We start from the raw sequence: 19504 nt of genomic DNA, 5'->3' as shown, positions 1-19504 counted from the left end.
TAAGAAGAGGACAGTAAAAAGACTGTCCTCTTCTTATTTTATAATGCGTAATATATGTTGTCAGAAGCATACTACGTAAGAGCGTGAACGTGATTACACTTGTGAGCAGGCATTAATGAGTACATATTACTTACTGAGTGAATCACGAGTTGCTTCGTTGATAAACTGTACATCCGGAAAGCGTTTGGATAAATCTTTTTTCACTGCGTCCGGTAAATGGTTGACGACAATAACGAGCTGTTTAACAGACGTGTTGGGATAGACGTCAAGAATTGTACCGTCGGCTAGTGCCTGGTGATATGCATAGGCTGCATCGGTTTGCATGTCATCAATAGCAGCCTGTGTCAAAGGTCCCGTGGTTAAACGCAAGTGACGTAAATCAGATTTATCAGTAGCAAAGGCGATGGCGGCACCATATTCCTTGGCATCATCCGCATTAGCAAAGGCAACCCAAAGTGTGTCACCTTTCCAATATTTTACGCCGTGCTGACGGAAATCATAATTTTTACCAAAGGTGCGTACAATTAATGCGTCGGCAGCGGCTTCGGTTTTTTGTTTCATTAAGGTGTCCTTAAAGGCTTTGCCTGTATCACCTTGTGTCATACGATATGTAATTTCCGTAGCTTCGGCACGGGTGATATATTTTTCCGGATTAAATAAATTGCGCGGATTGTAATGTAGGAAGTGAAGTGATGCAAGTTCGCGCACAGCATCTTGAGCCCAAGAGGCTACAAATTTCTGATCGCTGTAGGCAATGTTGTCCAAGATGGTAGGATCCTGTGTTTCATAACCCAAATAGTGTAGGTAGTTGTCGGCTACCACTGCAAATTCTTGGCGTGACATGAATTGTTCCGGACGATATGTATTATCGCCGTAGCCACTGATAATATTTTTACGAGCTACCGCTTCGATGGCCAATGCCGACCAACGATCGGAAGTAATATCCGAGAATGTACTGGAAATCATAACCGTTGATGGTTCATTGATGAGTTTGCTAAAAAGAGAAGCAGCTTCTTCTCGCGTCAACGGCTTATCGGGACGGAAGGTGCCGTCGGAGTAGCCGCTGATTAAATTTTGTTGCGTCATGGTAGCAATGGATTGTGCGGCCCAATATGTACTGGGAACATCGCGGAAAATATATTTCTTAGCTTCCCGCAGTGTATCAAGGCCGATGGAACCCATGGCTTTATCGGATTTTTCTGTACCGGTCGTGTGTATGGCGTGGGTGGCAACTTTCTTGTCAGTGGATGGTATCGTTGTGGCAGTATTGCCTTGAATTGCAGCTGCTGCGACTGCTTTTGAAGTTACCATACCGTTAAACGGTATGGCGTTTGAAGCCTCACTTGGTCGAACAACACGAATTGGTGCGGGAATTGAAGCGCTATCCTTAGCTGTTTCGGTGGAAATCGTGGCGACTACCGGACGCACAACTGTAATCGGCGCGGATGAATCGGTAGCCGCTAATGTTGTGCTGCTTGTTAAAAGTAAAGCGGCCAATGTAGCAGTTATCGCATGGCGTGAATGATTCATGCGTCCTCCTTGGCCGGAGCGGTTTCGGCAGTAGATGAATTACCGGTTTTATCGGCCGCTTTAGCCGATGCCGTGTCAGTGGTAGGGGAAAGTAAGAAGACGCGTACCTTGTTGCCAAAGGCAGTTTTGATGGAATCGTTCATGTATGGGAAATCTTTATCGATGTTGACGATGAGTTGGTTATGAGCTACATCCGGGTAAGCAGATACAACTTTGCCTTCCGGTTGACGCTGTGCATAGTAGCGCTCAAAGTTGGCAGTAATGCGATCATACTCGGCTTGGCTGTAACGAGTAGGCTCGGTGATAACTCCGTTTTTGAGGAATGGCTTACCATCGGCAGCTAACTTTTCGATGCGTGCATTCAATTTGTCCAAATCATCCTGGCTTTTTAATGCAATGTGAAGTACATTGTTTTTCCAATACATTACGCCATGATTTTGCATATTGCCCGGTGTTTTATATAGGCGATTTAATTCTTTGAAAGCAGCATCCACCAAGGTGTCCTGTGCTTCGGCAGAAGTAGCAACGGCATCATTGTTAATACCTTCTTCGGCTGCTTCTTTACGAAGGATGGTGTCTGCATCTTTCGTATCGGCTACGGCAGTGACCGTTGGTGCCGGTGTAGCGGATTTTGCATTAATGTTCTTACCGGTGTCAATTCGATATAAAATAGCGGCAGCTTCCGCACGGGTAATGAAGTCATGAGGACGGAAGCTTACGTCAGCGCCTTCGCTGATATAGCCTTCTTGGGCTAATTGTGTAGCCGCTTTCAAACCGCCGGCTCCGAATTCATCGGCATCTTTGAATGCAACGGCTTTTTTTCCGTGAATATTGGTGATGCCCAAGGCATCGGCATAGCGTGCGGCAGCGATAGCGAATTTTTGACGGGAAATACCATCGGCTTTTTCATCCGTAATGAGTCCGTTCGTAATAGAAGCTGCAGTAGCAGTCATATGTTTTTCTTTGGCAGAATCTTTTTTGTCAGCTTTAGCAAGGCGCTTCTTAGCTATGTCCAATGATTTAGCAAAGATGTTGGTGAATTCGTTTGTTGTCACGGCTTCGTTCGGGCGGAAGGTACCATCGGTGTAGCCGTTGAGCACGCCTTCTTTGTGCAAGTAAAGAATGGCTTCCTGCCCCCAATGACCGTCGATGTCGCTGAACGGTAATGCCTTAGCAGCAGCTTTGGCTTTTTCGGTGGCCACATTTTTATTCTTTGCCGCAATACGAGCTACTTCTTCTTCGGCAGCTTTAGTAGGTGATACAGCGGCTTTGGTATCCGTTTTTGCGGTAGTTGTCGTATCAGTCTTTGGCGTGCTTTGCGAAGCTGTGGCTTTTACGGTACCGGAAGAGGCAACGGCAGCAGCCAATGAGGGTGTGTAGGCGGCCGATGCAGTGGGGCCTACGCCAAGAACTAATGAGGCCAGTACGGCATAACGCAATACAATTGATTTTTTCATAGGATATGACTCCCTTCTCATGTGTATAGTTTGTCTTTCAACATTATGTAACCAACAATAATACAGGTCTGATTATATCACGAACCACAGTAACACTCTAGCTGCAGTTATCTTACCAATTTATAGTATAAAGAGCAGGGATGAATTAGACGCGAGTGATTCGTCAACAAAACTTAATTAGCAGCAAGGAAGGACGGTGTGAGCGAAATGCATACAAGATAGGGAAACAGCATGTGAAAAGGTAATTATTCGTGTTTGGAAAGAGATCTGTTAAGTGATAAGATGATGCTTGAATAGTGAAAATATAAGGTTGTAATAACAAATCAAGGCATATAAAAATAATTGATGATATGTTGCCGATGTCATTGGTTTTCAATGACTTAAAACAAGTGAATTGAAATGAGAATATAATGATAAACCTTATGTTGACTGGGATAGTAGGATAATGGTATTTACTTTATATAAAAATGTGTATGCGTTTTTGTTATATGGAGAGGGACATTTGCCAATATTGCAAACCTTTGGACTTTGATAAAAATATTCTATATAATGATGGTGATGATTGATGATTTCCGTGCGAATACATAAGCCTCTCCGCCTGGCAGCGTTGCGAGACATGTTATACGCAAGTGTGGGTAATCAAATTAAAGTGTAAGTACGTAGGAAAGTTGAGGATGTGAGGAAATGAAAATTCATTTATTTTCACAATGTTTGATTGACATGTTTTATCCCCACGTTGGGATGGCCGGCGTACAGGTGCTGGAACGGTTAGGCTGTGATATCACGGTACCAAAGAAACAGGTATGCTGTGGTCAGATGTTTACCAACTCGGGCTACAATCAGGCAGCCAAGGCAGCAATCAAGAATACGATTGAAACCTTTGAAAATGCCGATTATGTAGTAAGCATGTCCGGATCCTGTGCCTTTGCCATTCGCGATGAATATCGCGAAATTTTAAAAGATGAACCGGAATGGCTCGCTCGTGCCGCTCGATTGAGCGATCACATCTATGAATTTACGCAGTTTATCGTAGATGTGTTGGGTGTGACCGATGTAGGCGCTACTTTCAGAGATAAAGTAACGTACCACAAGTCCTGCCACGTAACTCGTCTTATGGGGATTAAAGAACAGCCGATGAAACTTCTCGAAAATATTCGCGGTCTCGAATATTTGCCGATGCATCGTGCAGAACGTTGCTGCGGTTTTGGCGGTACCTTTACGGTAAAACAGCCTGAAATTTCTGCGGTTATGACGCGCGAAAAGGCGATGACAATTTATGAATCCGGCGCAAACGTAGTGGCCGGTAGCGACCAGGCATGCCTTATGAATATCGAAGGTATGTTGGATCGTATGTACAAAGACGGCGAAATTGACCGTCGCATCAAAGTAATGCATATCGCAGAGCTATTAAATTGTCGCTAGGAGGAACGGAAGATGGCTATTTTATATGATCAGCGCCCCTTTAAGACTCGCGTAAAGGAAAGTCTTGCCGACGATTTTAAGGTAAAAGCTATCCAGACCGCGCAGGACGTATTCTATGCTAAACGTAAAGCCTTGGTGGATCAGGTTCCGGAATGGGAAGAGTTCCGTGAAGAAGCGGCCGAAATCCGTGACCATGTGCTTAAGAATCTTGATTACTATTTAAATCAGTTTGCAGAAAATGCTGAAAAAGCCGGTGCACATGTACATTTTGCAACGGATGCGAAGGAAGCCAACGAATATGTAATGGAAGTCGTACGTGCCAAGAATGCCAAGATGGTAGTAAAAGGCAAGACGATGGTATCCGAAGAAATTAGTTTGAACGAAGCATTAATGAATAACGGCGTAGAAGTTAATGAAACAGACTTAGCTGAATTCATTCTTCAAACGGCCGACTGGAATCCGCCGTCTCACATCGTAGTTCCGGCTCTCCACTTCGAACGCAATCGTATTCGTCAGGTATTCCATGATAAATTGGGTTACAACGGTACGGAAGATCCGGAAGAAATGACGCGTTTTGTACGTAAACGTATTCGTGATCGTTTCTTGCGTGCCGACATCGGTTTTACCGGTTGTAACTTTGCCGTAGCCGAAACCGGTACGATTACTATTGTAAGTAACGAAGGTAACGGCCGTATGAGTAGTTCGATGCCGAAGACGATGATTTGTCTTATGGGTATGGAACGATTGGTACCGGACTTTGCCGCTTTGGACGTAATGATGGAAATGCTTGTTCGCTCCTCCGTTGGCGCGAAAATTTCCAACTACTACTCTATGATTACCGGCCCGGCAAAACCGGGTGAATGTGATGGTCCGGAAGAACTTCACATTATTATCGTAGATAACGGCCGCAGTAATATTTTGGGCGGTGAATTTGAATCTATGCTTCGCTGCATTCGTTGCGGTGCTTGTATGAATATTTGCCCGGTATATCGTCATATTACAGGTCATGCATATGGTTCTATTTATCCGGGGCCGATGGGTGCCGTATTGACACCGCTTCTTGTAGGCTATGAAAAAGCCGGAGATCTTCCGTATGCTTCTACGCTGTGCGGCGAATGTTGGGAACATTGCCCGGTTAAGATTCCGCTCCACGAATTACTTTTGAAACATCGTGTTAATATTGCGGATAAGGCACACTTGCGCCCGGCTGCAGAAGAAGCTATCTTCAAGACAGTGGCTACTGTATTCGGCAATTCCTTCCTCTTCGACTATGGTACTAAGCTCGGTGCCATCGGTATGAAGCTGATGAGTAAAAACGGTGTTATGGCTGACTGGACTAAACTCTTACCGGTAGTAGGTGGTTGGACGAAGGCCAAAGATATGGGCACGTTGAAACTCAAGAAATTCCGTGATGTATACGCTGAATACGAAGCGAAGAAGAGAAAGTAAGGAGACATAACAATGGATGAAGCAAAACGCAAAGCATTTTTTCACCGCATTTCTCATGTGTTAGGCCGCAGCGAAATCCCTAACTATGTAGCTCCCTACGCCTATCAGAAAGGTCCACAGGGCAAGATGTATGCGGACATGACGCAAGAACAGATTATTGATATGTTCAAGGCGGAATGTGAAAAAGTAGGCACTAAATATATCGTAACTGATGAAGCCAGCTTAACCGGCACTATATTGAATGAAATTCAGGAACGAGGTGGCGGGAAAGTTATCTACCCGTGTACCGAAGAAGTTGAACAGTACGGCTTAAAGGATGCCTTTGCTACTGTAGGCGAAGATGTTGCACACTTTGTACAGTGGGATCCGGCAAAAGGTCGTCAGGCTAATATCGATGAAGCAAAGGTTGCTGAAATTGGGATCACCTTCCCGATTTTGGGGATTGCAGAAACAGCTACGGTTATTCAACCGAGTATGCAGGAAAGCGGTCGTTCTATCGGCCTCTTGCCGTTGACACATATTGCTGTACTTCGTACGGATTCCATCGTACCGCGTATGACGCAGTCTATGGCACTTTTAGCGGATGCATATCGTGAAAACCCGGCGGATTTCCCGTCTAATGTGGTGCATATTTCCGGTCCGTCCAATACAGCGGATATTGAATTGGTTCGTGTCGTTGGTGTTCACGGTCCTATCAATGTGACTTTCATTTTGGTAGAATAAGAAGATAGCCGTTAATCGGTATGCAGTGTGCCCTGTATAATGATTGTGGGACATACTAAAGTAATATAGGTAAAGAACTCCGATATGTTTTCCTGCACACTGCCGGTGCGGGAAGGCTGTCGGAGTTTTTTTATAATGTATCTTTGTGTACTGGAATATATAAGGCATACTACAAGTTGTGGAAACAAAACGACTGCAAAGCATCGGTGTATCTGCATTAGTTTACTAGAATAACTTTAAAATTATATAGTTGTGATAGGAATTTAACTGTGCTATAATGTGGCAGTCACATTCAGAATTTATTGATACGAGGTGAAAGGTATGGATATACCATTTTTTCAACAGTTTCTGATGATTAGTAGTCCGATGACTATTGGCATTTTGATTCTGTTTCTAATTTTGCTGGGATTTGTATTTTATTTGTAGCGGCAAAAGACATCTTTTGGAACATTGGTTATTACCGGTACGATTTTAGGGGCCGTGTTGGGATTTGCCGTACAGATTATCGCTGGATTCCCGAATGATCCGATGAAAGTTGTATACATTAAGGAAAGCACAAAGTGGTTTTCACTCATCGGTGGCGGATTTATTGATTTGATTCGCATGTTGGTTATTCCTTTGGTATTTATTTCTATCGTGCATGTTATTTTGAACATGAGCCAAGGCGCTAATCTTAAAAAGCTGGTATCTTCTACGGCGGCAGTTGCCTTGATTATGGTTGCTATCGCTGCGATTGTCGGTCTTGTATTGGGATCTGTTACACATCTTGGAGCCGGGATGAATGCAGAAGCCGGTGCTTCTAAAATGCGTGAAGTTAAACCGGTTGTAGATACGTTGCGTGCATTAATTCCAAATAATCCGGTGAATGCTATGGCTACGACAAATGTTATCGCTGTTGTTGTTTTCGGTGTTATTGTCGGTGGTGTGGCACGATTGATTAAACAAACCGGTACAGATAGCCTGGCTATGGTAACCAAGCTTTTTAATGAATTGCATCTCGTTATTTCGTGGGTAGCTGATTTTGTTATCGGTCTTATGCCATACGGTGTATTGGCTTTGTTAGCATCTACATTGGCACAAAAAGGATTCCAGGCCATTGCCGATATGGGGCTGTTCATCATCTTAATTTATGTGGGGGTAGCTATTATGCTCGTAGTTCAGTCCCTACTGCTAATGATGTTTGGTGTGAGCCCGATTATGTATTTCCGTAAAGCAAAAGCTGTATTGCTGTTAGCCTTTACATCTCGCTCCAGTATGGGGGTTTTGCCGGCTACGGTAAGTGCGTTGACCGGTAAGCTTGGTGTAAATCCGGCGACAGCAAATACGGTAGCCAGCTTTGGTACTACGGCCGGTATGCAGGGTTGCGCCGGCGTATTCCCGGCACTTTGCATTGTGTACATTTCTAATGTAGCCGGTGTGCCGTTGGATATGACCATGTATGTAATGAGTGTTATCGTTATTGCTCTCGGTTCTTTGGGTATTGCCGGTATTCCGGGAACGGCGACGATGGCTGCTTCTGTATCTTTATCCGGTACGGGACTCGGCGCGTACTTCGGGATGATTTCTCCGGTGTTGGCTGTTGACCCGATTGTCGATATGGGCCGTACCATGTTAAATGTTAGCGGTTCCATGACAAATGCTATTGTCGTGGATAAGCTTATGGGTACATTTGATAAGGAGGCCTATAATGATGCTGCGTTAATTAACAGTGATAAGAAGGAAACTGTAGAAGCATGATCCTGTAAAAGCGTAATAATAAAACCCCGTTATATTGTCCTAAAAAGCTATGTGTTGCGATAGCTTCTATGGACATATGACGGGGTTTTGTACATACATTTTTAGTGTATGTATAAAAGAATTTCTGCCGAGGTATAGTGTTTCCTTTTTAGTGGAGAAAGGGTCTCTTCCTTATTTAGCTGAAGGAATAGTAATTTGATAGCGATCGTTCCACAACGTGCGACAGCCAAAGTAAAGAGTAGCAAAGGATACGAGGCTAACGGCGGTAGAGTTTGCAATCATAATAGTAATTTGATAGAGTACTGCTTCATTCGGCAACGCACCGGCAAGAATCTGTCCGGTCATCATGCCTGGCAAGGAAACAATACCCATGCCTACCATGTTGTTCAATGTAGGTAATAACGCAGTTTCCATAGCTTGGTTAACGAAGGGGTGAACAATTTCTTGCGGCGGGGTACCGATGTTCATCAATACTTCGATGCGATTGCGCTGCCCGTCCATGGACTCACGAAAGGCTTTCAGGGCTAACGTGCTACCATTCATGATAGCGCTGACCAGCATACCACTGATTGGGATAATATATTGTGGTGTGAAAATATCTTTTTGAATAACAGCAATCATCATAAATCCTACGATAAAAGCACCGCTTAATAAAATGGAAAGAACGGTAATCCATTTGAATTTATAGTTGAGCCATTTATTTTTATTTAAGGCACGATGAATGGCAAATCCAATCATTAGGGCCAGGTAGGTACAGGTAAAGATCGGTGATGGATATTTAAAAATATATAATAGTACGTAGCCGGCAATAATAAGTTGTACGGTCATTTGCAGGCTGGCAAGAAGTAAGAATTTTGTTTGTTGAATATGGCACTTTCTAAAAATAGCGCCGACGATAAGCAGCAATAAATAGATGGAAGCAAATCCGGATAGCTGCATACTTAGCGATTCTGTCATGATAAGTAACTCCTTTCTCAATTAGTCGTGTTGATTTGTCGATGATGCAGCCGTAGCCGATGATATACTACCAAGACGCTGAGCATCTAAGGTAATTAGGGCATCGCTAAAAGTAGGAATCAGCGAATCATCATGTGTGATGACCAGTGAGGTAATACCGCGATCGGCATTGAAGGCGCGCAAGCGATAGAAAAAAGCATTAGCTGTAATAGTATCGAGAGCCGAACTCGGTTCATCCCACAGGTAGATGTCAGCGCCCAAGGATAGCATTACCGCATTGAATACGCGTTGACGTTCACCGCCGGATAGGCGCGCGGTTTCATGGGTAGGATCAAAATGAGCCGAGGCGATGTAAAGGTATTCCTTTATGGCTGACTTGGCCGGTACCGGTTGATGACGGTATTGATTGTAAATGCGGAAATTATCTTCTACGGTGCCATCAAAAAGATATGCTTGTTGATTAACTAAGAGAATTTGACGACGTAGCTCCAAGGTATCCATGGTGAGTGTGTCGGTGCCACGATAAAAAATACGACCGGCTGTTTGGGTCAGTGTACCGTTTAATAAACGAAATAGCGTACTTTTGCCGCAACCGCTGGGGCCGGAAAGAAATGTCATTTTATTAGCTTCCACCACAAGGTCGGGATAACGGATATGGGTATTCCCGGAAGTGAAGGAAAGCTGCTCAGTTCGTAATAGTTCCATAATAATTTGATTTCTCCTTACATATGAGTAACACATAAATAAAACTCACAAATAGTTGTCACGATGCACTTTCGGTGCATAGTAATCAACTGTTCTTATAGTATAACCTAAAAAGGGTTTTGTCCATGCGAATTTATAGGAGTTTATAATGGGATAGAGAAAATAGGATACTCTTGGAATATATACAAAGTGCTATACATGTAGAATAGAAGAAAGTTAAGTGATACGACAGATATGCATACATGATTTAAGGAAATGATATACCTTTATTAACGTACATGTATTGGCTATCCGTAAAATATATGGTACGATAGATTAGTATAGGAAGAATGTTTGTTTATAATAGACAGAAAAGCGCATCACAAGGAATTATGGTGGTGTGCTTTTTATGTGAAACGGTGATTCTTATTGCATAGCTTGAATTTTGCGAACTATAGAATATATTCATGTAGAAAAGACATGAATTGTTTGCGAATAGTGTATAATCAAAGTAGAGTCGCCATGACGGAGGTCGTAACGTATGAATTTTACAGTGAATACAGAAGTCTGTACTCGATGCGGTATATGTGTGGCGGAGTGCCCGACGGGATTATTGGTGATGACGGAAAATGGACCGCAACCGGACAGAGGAGGATGCCTTAAATGTGGTCATTGCGTGGCCGTATGCCCGACGATGGCTTTGGATTATGATATGACGCCGCGTGCTGAGCAGCCGGTTCTACCCAATCAGACAACTTTGTCGCCGGATGAAGCGGAATTGTTTTTACGGCGTCGCCGATCTATCCGCGTGTATAAGGATATGCCGGTACCTCGTGAAGATTTAGTGCGTTTGCTTAATGTAGCACGAATGGCACCGACGGCTACCAATAGCCAGGGCATTTCATTTCGAGTAATACAGAATAAAGAAACACTGAAAAAAATCAGCGTAGCCGTATTGAATTGGATGCACATGATGGGGAAGAAAAATGCACGTATGCGTTTATATGCACGCGGTGCAGATATGTGCGTAAAACGGGGGCAGGATTTTATTTTGCATGATGCTCCTACATTGATATTGGCAGTGACGTCGGAAAAAATGTTTGATCGCGGTCGTGACAGCGGACATTTCTGCTTATCTTATGCAGAGCTGTTTGCGCCGACGCTTGGATTAGGCAGTTGCTGGTCAGGGTTTGTAGAATACTGTGCTCAGTACGGCTGGGAAGAGCTACTGGATTTGTTAGATATTCCGGATGGACAAAAAGTGGCAGGTGCCATCATGGTGGGCTACCCTAAATATAAATATCGTAATCTTGTGGAACGTCGCCCGTTGGATGTGTCCTTTGATGAAGATGTGTTATGAGGGCGGAAGAAAGAGGGATATTCCCGTTAGGTAAAAGGCCGACCGGCCAAAGGAGGTATCTATGGATACAGTAACATTGGATATGGTGAGAGCTGCCAAAGAACGGTTGAATGGTGTGGCGCAGCACACGGCAATTATGCAGTCTACCGCTGTTAGTACTTGCAGTCATTGCAATGTATTTTTAAAGATGGAAAATTTACAGCGTACAGGATCTTTCAAACTACGCGGTGCATATAATAAGGTAGCTTCTCTTAGTGAAGCAGAAAAAGTACGCGGCATCGTGGCCTCATCTGCCGGTAATCACGCGCAGGGCGTGGCATTGGCAGCCAGCGAGTACGGCGTAAAGGCCACTATTTGTATGCCATCGAATGCGCCATTGTCTAAAATTGATGCCACTCGTAGCTATGGTGCGGATGTTGTTTTAGCCGGAGACTTTTACAGCGATGCATATGACAAAGCCTGCGAATTGGAAAAAGAAAAAGGACTGACCTTCTGTCATCCTTTCAATGATCCATTGGTTATTGCCGGACAGGGAACTATTGCCTTAGAAATTTTGGAAGATGTACCGGAAACCGATGTTATTGTCGTGCCTATCGGTGGAGGTGGTTTAATTTCCGGTATCGCTGTAGCGGCGAAGGCCCTTAAACCGTCTATCCGTATCGTCGGTGTACAGACGGCAGGCATGCCATCTATGAAGGTGTCCGTAGAAGGCGACAAATTAACAACAGTGCCTTCGCATAAAAGCTTAGCCGATGGAATTACGGTGAGCACACCGGGTGATGTTACCTTTGAGCTGGTAAAAAAATATGTAGATGACATTGTGACAGTTGATGAAAGTGAGATTGCCGGGGCTATCCTTTTTTTGTTGGAACGTGTAAAGACGGCTGCGGAAGGCGCCGGGGCATGTCCGGTAGCAGCCTTGATGAATCATAAGATTACAGGTATCGAAGGCAAAAATGTAGTTGCTTTGGTAAGTGGTGGTAACATTGATGTAAATATTATTGATCGCATTATTAATAATGGATTGGTACAGTCATGGCGCCGGGCATATTTTGATGTCGTTGTGGAAGACCGTCCGTATGTGTTGGCATCGTTGACGAAATTGGTGTCCGACAGTAATGCTAATATCCTGAGTATTTTCCATGATCGCAGCCAGCGCGATATTGAAGTGGGCTATGTTCATGTGGCGCTGGAACTGGAGACGATGAATGAAGAACATGTGCAGGGATTATTAAAAACGTTGCGTGCCAACGGATTCCCGGCAGTGCTCAGATAATTGGGGATACATTGTCTGTGAGCGGGCAATGTGCAAGCGATAAGGAGAATTGATGATGGAAGAGAAAAAGTTGGAGCGAAAATTAAAGCCGCGTCACGTGGAAATGATTGCACTAGGCGGAACAATCGGTGTCGGCTTGTTTATGGGATCGGCCAGTACGATTCAGACGGCGGGCCCGTCAGTGCTGATTTGCTACGCTATAGCCGGTGTAGTAATGTTTTTGATTATGCGCATTATGGGGGAAATGCTTTATTTGGAACCGGTACCGGGATCATTTGCATCCTATGGATATCGGTATATTTCACCGTACATCGGATTTGTTACGGCGTGGTGTTATTGGTTTATGTGGGCCACCGTAGGACTGGCGGAGCTGACCGCGGTGGGAATCTATATGAGTTATTGGTTTCCGGATATACCGCATTGGATTTCCGCGTTGGTTGCTATGGCCATTATTGTGACGGCTAACATTGCGTCCGTTAAGTATTACGGAGAGTTTGAGTTTTGGTTTGCTTTTGTTAAAGTAGCTACTATCGTATTCATGCTGGTAGTAGGCGTTATGATGATTGCGTTTGGTTTTGGTAATGACGGCGTGCCTATCGGTTTAAGCAATTTGTGGGAGCATGGCGGATTTTTTCCGCACGGCTTGGATGGAATGGTAGCGGCTATGTGCGTAGTGGCGGCTGCCTTCCAAGGTGTGGAATTGGTAGGCATTACAGCCGGTGAAGCGCAAGAGCCGCGTAAAACATTGATGAAAGCGGTTAAGAACATTGTATGGCGTATTCTTATTTTTTACGTAGGCGCTATTTTTATTATTCTTTGCATTTATCCTTGGAACGAATTGGGCATGATGGGGAGTCCCTTCGTGCAGACATTTACGCGGGTAGGCATTGCCAGTGCGGCGGGGATTATTAACTTCGTAGTGTTGACGGCAGCACTGTCCGGTTGTAACAGCGGCGTCTATAGCTGTGGCCGCATGCTCTACACCTTGGCTTGTAACGGACAGGCACCGAAGGCGTTCGGCAAATTATCACAATCGGGGGTACCGCGGAACGGAATATATTTTACTATGGCAGTACTCTGTTTAGGCGTAGTACTTAATTATTTAATTCCCGACTCAAAGCTGTTTCTTTATGTATACAGCGCTAGTGTATTTCCCGCTATGGTATCCTGGTTTGTACTCGCCGGTGCGCAAAAGAATTTCCGCAAACGTTGGGGCAAGGAAGCAATGGCTAAACATCCTTTTAAATCTCCGTTATATCCATACGCCAATTATTTTTGTTTAGGCTTTTTAGCATTGGTAACGGTGGGCATGTGGATTAATGAAGACACGCGGGCGTCACTGATTATTGGTTGGCTGTTTATCGCCATCTTAACCCTGGCGTATTATGGCAAAGGTATGAACAAACGCCCTATCGTACATGAAGAGTTTACCGATGATGAAGAAGTGCGGGCAGCACATGAATCAGTAGAGGGTGCAACGACAACAAAATAAAAAGCAGCACGGTGATACAATACAGATATTGCTGCTAAAGAAAAAGCAGGCTTTATGCTACCGAAATGAATTGGTGGCAGGGCCTGCTTTATATTTCATCTTGCATTGCGTTGCGAAAGGAGTCATCTCATGAAAGGACAACTTAGTTATAAACGAATTTATGATAAAGCCACACCTGAGGATGGAGCCCGTATTTTGGTGGATCGCCTGTGGCCGCGAGGTATAAAAAAAGAAGAAGCTAAGATCACCGCTTGGCGCAAAGAAATAACGCCTTCCGCAGAATTGCGAAAGGCGTATCATCATAAAGATATCAGCTATGAACAATTTGCAGCCGCTTATCGTATGGAAATAGAACAAAACAAAGCATGGCCCGCGTTTGTGCATGCTGTGGCTGAACGATTACAGTCGGGACCGGTGACATTGCTGACGGCAGTCAAGGATGTGGCGCACAGTCATATTCCGGTATTGATGGCAGCGTTAGCCGAAACATAAAGAAGGAGGCTTGTTATTCAGCGCTTTGACCTGTCTCTATTCTGCCGGTTCGATGGTGCCGTGGAACTTATCGGCAATGAATTTTTTTACTGCATCGGAATGGTACATAGCGGCAATTTTTTTGTAGGTTTCATTGTCCTTATCTTTAGCGCGTACAGCCAGTACCATAACGGCTAACGGTTCATCCTTCGGTTCCAAGAAGATACCTTGCTTAGCTACATCGATGCCGGCGCTCATTACATAGTTCATCGGAATAGCGGCAACGGTTACATCGTCAAGACTACGCGGTAATTGTGCCGCTTCCAATTCTTTGATGACTAAATGCTTAGGATTGGATGTAATATCGGCAGGTGTGGCCTTGAAGCCTACGCCATCTTTCAATGTAATCAGCCCAGCCTTGGCGAGCAGTGCCAGGCCGCGACCACCGTTGGTAGGATCGTTAGGTACAGCTACGATAGCGCCATCCGGAATATCAGCGGGATTGTGAATTTTATTACTGTATAGCCCCATGCGCATAAGGATGGTCTTGCCGATCGGTACCAAATCCGTGCCGTTTTGTTTGTTAAAGTTTTCCAGGAAAGGCACGTGCTGATAGCTGTCTAATTCTAAATCGCCGGAGGCCAATGCTTTATTGGGTGTGATATAGTCGGAAAATTCTACGACTTTAATTTTGATGCCCTCTTTAGCAGCTTCCTTGGCAACGGCTTCTACAACTTCGGCGTGCGGACCGGCGGTGGCACCGATGCGAATTTCCTTGTCATTGTTACTGCTTTGCCCGCAACCGGCGATGCCTAGGGCTAACACACCGATTAATAGAGGGGCCAATAAACGTTTTAATTTCATACGTATCATCTCTCCTTTTTTCTCTTGATTCTCAACTATACGCAAGCTGTTGTTAGGCTAGTCACATCCCCGTTTGAGTGATAGTCATTAACAGTTGCTATTAGACTACCATAAAACTGTGATTTAGACAATTGCAAGTTATGGCAGGTATTCGTTATTGTTGAAAAAGGAGTCCGTAGTTTATAATAAATACTACTTAGTGAAAGTTGGTATCGCAAGATACATAGTGTATAGAGTTCTATAGGAAAAGAGAGACGATGAGGAGGTTACAGTGAATCAATTAGATATTGCTATGACGGAGGCGGCACGCACCTACGTACCTACGGTGGGCCGGCGTAGTATCGTTGATGCAATCAATGCAGATTACAGTGCTGTAGCAGCATTGGTGATTACCGATAAAGAAGAGGCATTGGCAGATGATGATATGGTACGTGCTTATGGAATTCCCGTTATTTGTTTGGCTATCGGAAAAGAGCCGATAGATGATAGGCTACTTAAAAAAGTTAGGCATGTCATTGATGGAAACAGCGGTGACCAAATTCTGTTTGCCCATCGTATAGAAGCAGCTGCTGCACGGTATGAAGCGACGATGTTGCCGCCGTTTTTCAGAGCCTTAGCGCAATATGTGAAGGCGGGGCATTCTCAGTTTGATTGTCCGGGACACCAAGGAGGCGCTTTTTTTAGACAGCACCCGGCAGGGCGTGCGCTGTATGATTTTTATGGAGAAACTGTATTTCGCAGTGACTTGTGTAATGCGGACGTAGCTTTAGGAGATCTTCTTATTCACGAAGGACCGGCATATGATGCACAGCGTCATGCGGCAGAGGTTTTCAATGCGGATAAAACATATTTTGTATTAAACGGTACATCAGCGGCTAACAAGGTTGTGCTTAATGCGTTGTTGGCGCCGGGTGATATCGTGCTTTATGACAGAAATAATCATAAATCTGTTTCACACGGAGCTTTGGTGCAGGCCGGGGCGATGCCGGTATATTTGGAAACGGCACGTAATCCCTTCGGATCTATCGGCGGCATTACGGAACGTTGTTTTGAGGAAGCGTATATTCGTGAACTCATCGCTAAACGGGATCCGGAAAAAGCCAAGGCCAAGCGCCCCGTTCGTTTAGCTGTTATTCAATTGGGAACGTATGATGGCGTTGTTTATAATGCGCGTCAGGTAGTTGATAAAATCGGGCATCTTTGTGACTATATTCTTTTTGATTCCGCTTGGGTTGGGTATGAACAGTTTATTCCGATGATGAAAGATTGCAGTCCTTTACTTCTTACCTTAGGACCGGATGATCCGGGCATTTTTGTTACGCAATCGGTACATAAGCAGCAAGCCGGTTTTTCACAGACCTCGCAAATTCACAAGAAGGACAGTCATATCAAAGGGCAAGTCCGTTATGTGGATCACAAACGGGTCAATAATGCCTTTATGATGCATGCATCTACTTCACCGTTTTATCCGCTGTTCGCGGCTCTCGATGTAAATGCCAAAATGCATGAAGGAGAGGCAGGCCGTTGGTTATGGCGGCGCTGTGTTGAGTTGGGAATCGAAGCGCGCAAATCGGTTTTACGAAATTGTCGTTATGTGCGTCCATTAATACCTCCTGTTGTACATGATGCACCATGGCAGGATGGCAATACAGCAGCAATGGCTGAGGACAAAGCGTATTTTGCATTTACCCCTAATGGGCGTTGGCATTCTTTCGAAGGATATGGTGCGGGACAGTATTTTATAGATCCTTGTAAATTTCAGCTTATTACGCCGGGCATTCATGCAGAAACAGGTGAGTATGAAGAGTTCGGTATACCGGCTACGATTTTAGTTCATTATTTGCGCGAGAACGGGATTATCCCGGAAAAGTGTGATCTTAATACCATTCTTTTCCTACTGACACCGGCAGAAAATCGTACGAAAATGGATAATCTGGTAGCGGCGCTGGTTCGTTTTGAGAAGCTGATTGATGCGGATGCACCGATGCAAGAGGTATTGCCGTCCGTGTATTACCGTCATATTGATACATATCAAGGCTATACCGTTCGTCGATTGTGCCAAGAAATGCATGATTTTTATTGCAGCCGCAATGTGAGCGAATTACAAAAACGATTGTTCTTGGCAGACTATTTACCGGAGTATGTGAAGTCCCCGCAAGAAGCGAATATAGATTTTGTACGCGGGCTGGGTGAATTGGTACCGCTTAGCGAGGCGCTGGGACGTATCGCCTTGGAAGGGGCATTGCCGTATCCGCCGGGTGTTATTTGCGTGCAGCCGGGAGAGCGGTGGTCGGAAACAGCACAACAATATTTTTTGGCTTTGGAAGAAGGGATTAATCGGTTACCGGGATTTGCTCCGGAGATTCAAGGTGTGTATATTACCGAACAGCCAGATGGAACGAAGAAGGCTTTCGGCTACATGTTGAAGGAATAAATAACAAAGAGGGCTACTCATGTCGTATCGCTGGGGTTTTAAAAATGACCTGATTATAACATGAGTAACCCTCTTGTCGTATTTTTTACAGAGACCGCACGTATTAGTTACACTTCGGTGCGACGTCGATGAAGGAGCGTGCCGCCGCCTCGTTGGCCGCGGAATTCATTGTGCTCGGCGATGAGTGTACCGCGAAGGAATACGCGTTCAATGGAGCAATGGGCCGTAATACCTTCGTACGGTGAGTAGTGGCAGGTAGTGTGTAACGTGTGCGCATTGAACTCGTGCGTGTCGGTAGGATTGATGATGACAAGATCGGCATCATAGCCTTCTTTAATATCACCTTTATGAGAAATACCGAAGATGCGAGCAGCGTTAGTTGCCGTGACTTGAACGAATCGTTCCGGTGTTAATCGTCCCTTGAGTACACCTTCGCTGAAGAGAAGTGGCATGCGTTCTTCTACGCCGGATACACCGCCCGGGCAACGCCGGAAATCAGCTACATTGGCTTGCTTTTCTTCGATAGTAAACGGACAATGATCGGTGGCTACTACCTGGATATCACCGTTGGCCAGCCCGTTCCAAAGAGCATCGTTATCATATTTTTTGCGTAGCGGTGGAGCCAACATGTATTTGATACCTTCCATCGGACCGCCGTCCGAGAATTTATCATCCGTTAACAGTAAATATTGCGGACACGTTTCCACGTAAATATGCGGTTGTCCTTCACGACGAGCTAAGCGCACTTCTTCCAAACTTTCATGGGCCGATAAATGAACAATATATACGGGAGCATTATCGGCAGCTTTGGCAAGACCCAGTAGGGTACTGATAGTAATGGACTCGGCTTCATTGGGACGGGTGGTAGCTTGAGCAGCCGGTAGAATTTCATCCGGTGCTAACATGTCGCGAAGTTCGTTGGTGATGGCATCATTTTCGGCGTGGACGGTGAGTAAGCCATTGATGGGCTTCATTGCTTTCAGTATGCGGAAAAGATCGCGGTCGAACATAGGGGAACCGTAAGTCGTGTAAGCCTTAAAGGAAGGGAATCCTTCTTCGGTCACTAGGGACGGCAGTTCGCGAAGAATGTCCTCGGACATATGTTGGAAGACGCCGTGGAAGCTGTAATCAATAGGACAACGTTCGGCCAGTTGTCGATATACATTGAATTGATGATGTAAATCGCAGCCGCCAGGGCCGAAGGCCATATGGTCAATGATAGTAGTGGTGCCGCCGCAAGCCGCAGCTACTCCGCCGTCATAAAAATCATCGCAAGCACGATACTGCGGTGATTGCTGTAGGTCAAAATGTGTGTGGGGATCAATGCCGCCGGGCACGACGTAGCGTCCTGTAGCATCGATAATCTGATGCGCCGGATGTGAGAGATGAGCTGTCTGCGGTGCTGTAATAGCCGTTATAGTATCGCCGGTAACGACAATATCACCGATAAAATGACGGTCGGATGTACAAATCGCACCGTTTTGAATGATAAAATTCATAAGAACCTCCTTATTGGTATCGTAGTCAGTGAGTAGAGAAATCTGAGTTTTGAATGAATGCAAGAGGCATCTCTTCTTATAATAGCCCGTTTAGAAAATAAATAGTAGTATAATATGTTAATCTATGAATAATTTTAATAAAAGAGAAA

Annotated in this window: 14 protein-coding genes and 1 pseudogene; 9 read left to right on the top strand and 6 right to left on the bottom strand. The window is 44.8% G+C overall.

Going from position 1 to position 19504, the window contains the following annotated elements; translation table 11 throughout:
- Positions 1-126: 126 nt before the first annotated feature.
- Both Q5873_RS04140 and Q5873_RS04135 read right to left on the bottom strand, forming a co-directional pair.
- On the bottom strand, positions 127-1530 hold the full coding sequence (locus Q5873_RS04140) for an S-layer homology domain-containing protein (protein WP_303059401.1): 1404 nt from the start codon (positions 1528-1530) through the stop codon (positions 127-129).
- Positions 1527-2987: an S-layer homology domain-containing protein gene (locus tag Q5873_RS04135; RefSeq protein WP_303059399.1), complete on the bottom strand. Its 1461-nt coding sequence runs from the start codon at positions 2985-2987 to the stop codon at positions 1527-1529. The genes Q5873_RS04140 and Q5873_RS04135 overlap by 4 nt, the downstream gene beginning before the upstream one ends.
- Before the next feature lie 684 nt (positions 2988-3671).
- Here Q5873_RS04135 and Q5873_RS04130 point away from each other — a divergent pair.
- The 4 genes and pseudogenes from Q5873_RS04130 (at position 3672) to Q5873_RS04115 (ending at position 8318) form a co-directional block, all read left to right on the top strand.
- Positions 3672-4409 (top strand): (Fe-S)-binding protein, encoded by a 738-nt coding sequence (locus Q5873_RS04130; protein WP_028254918.1) that lies wholly within the window; start codon positions 3672-3674, stop codon positions 4407-4409.
- 12 nt (positions 4410-4421) lie between these two features.
- Positions 4422-5858, top strand: a complete 1437-nt coding sequence (locus tag Q5873_RS04125; RefSeq protein ID WP_028254917.1) for a LutB/LldF family L-lactate oxidation iron-sulfur protein — start codon at positions 4422-4424, stop codon at positions 5856-5858.
- 12 nt (positions 5859-5870) lie between these two features.
- Positions 5871-6581, top strand: a complete 711-nt coding sequence (locus Q5873_RS04120) for a LutC/YkgG family protein (RefSeq protein ID WP_303059396.1) — start codon at positions 5871-5873, stop codon at positions 6579-6581.
- A gap of 321 nt (positions 6582-6902) precedes the next feature.
- A pseudogene (locus Q5873_RS04115) lies at positions 6903-8318 on the top strand (cation:dicarboxylate symporter family transporter).
- Between the two features lie 171 nt (positions 8319-8489).
- On the opposite strand, the gene Q5873_RS04110 reads toward Q5873_RS04115, so the two are convergent.
- Together Q5873_RS04110 and Q5873_RS04105 are read right to left on the bottom strand one after the other, a co-directional pair.
- On the bottom strand, positions 8490-9275 hold the full coding sequence (locus Q5873_RS04110; protein WP_303059392.1) for an ABC transporter permease: 786 nt from the start codon (positions 9273-9275) through the stop codon (positions 8490-8492).
- 21 nt (positions 9276-9296) lie between these two features.
- Positions 9297-9980 (bottom strand): ABC transporter ATP-binding protein, encoded by a 684-nt coding sequence (locus Q5873_RS04105; RefSeq protein ID WP_303059390.1) that lies wholly within the window; start codon positions 9978-9980, stop codon positions 9297-9299.
- 520 nt (positions 9981-10500) lie between these two features.
- Here Q5873_RS04105 and Q5873_RS04100 point away from each other — a divergent pair.
- The 4 genes from Q5873_RS04100 to Q5873_RS04085 all read left to right on the top strand — a co-directional run bounded on the left by Q5873_RS04100 (position 10501) and on the right by Q5873_RS04085 (position 14579).
- Positions 10501-11319 (top strand): nitroreductase family protein, encoded by an 819-nt coding sequence (locus Q5873_RS04100; protein WP_205087753.1) that lies wholly within the window; start codon positions 10501-10503, stop codon positions 11317-11319.
- A gap of 61 nt (positions 11320-11380) precedes the next feature.
- Entirely contained in the window at positions 11381-12595 is a 1215-nt protein-coding gene (gene ilvA, locus Q5873_RS04095) for a threonine ammonia-lyase (protein ID WP_288189834.1), read from the top strand.
- Positions 12596-12650: 55 nt separating this feature from the next.
- Positions 12651-14087, top strand: coding sequence for an amino acid permease (locus Q5873_RS04090; RefSeq protein WP_288189842.1), 1437 nt, complete (start codon positions 12651-12653; stop codon positions 14085-14087).
- A 129-nt stretch (positions 14088-14216) separates the two neighbouring features.
- Complete coding sequence (locus tag Q5873_RS04085; protein ID WP_303059387.1) at positions 14217-14579, top strand: DUF488 domain-containing protein; 363 nt, start codon at positions 14217-14219, stop codon at positions 14577-14579.
- Positions 14580-14615: 36 nt separating this feature from the next.
- On the opposite strand, the gene Q5873_RS04080 is transcribed toward Q5873_RS04085, so the two are convergent.
- Positions 14616-15422, bottom strand: coding sequence for a MetQ/NlpA family ABC transporter substrate-binding protein (locus Q5873_RS04080; protein ID WP_303059385.1), 807 nt, complete (start codon positions 15420-15422; stop codon positions 14616-14618).
- Between the two features lie 271 nt (positions 15423-15693).
- On the opposite strand from Q5873_RS04080, the gene speC reads away from it, so the two are divergent.
- Entirely contained in the window at positions 15694-17856 is a 2163-nt protein-coding gene (gene speC / locus Q5873_RS04075) for an ornithine decarboxylase (protein WP_303059383.1), read from the top strand.
- Positions 17857-17963: 107 nt separating this feature from the next.
- Here the strand turns inward: speC and hydA are convergent, their stop codons facing one another.
- Positions 17964-19355 (bottom strand): dihydropyrimidinase, encoded by a 1392-nt coding sequence (gene hydA, locus Q5873_RS04070; protein WP_303059382.1) that lies wholly within the window; start codon positions 19353-19355, stop codon positions 17964-17966.
- Positions 19356-19504: the final 149 nt, after the last annotated feature.

It is taken from the genome of Veillonella magna (genome assembly GCF_959600285.1).
Taxonomy (GTDB): domain Bacteria; phylum Bacillota; class Negativicutes; order Veillonellales; family Veillonellaceae; genus Veillonella_A; species Veillonella_A magna.
This window is presented reverse-complemented; position numbering and strand designations above follow the sequence as displayed.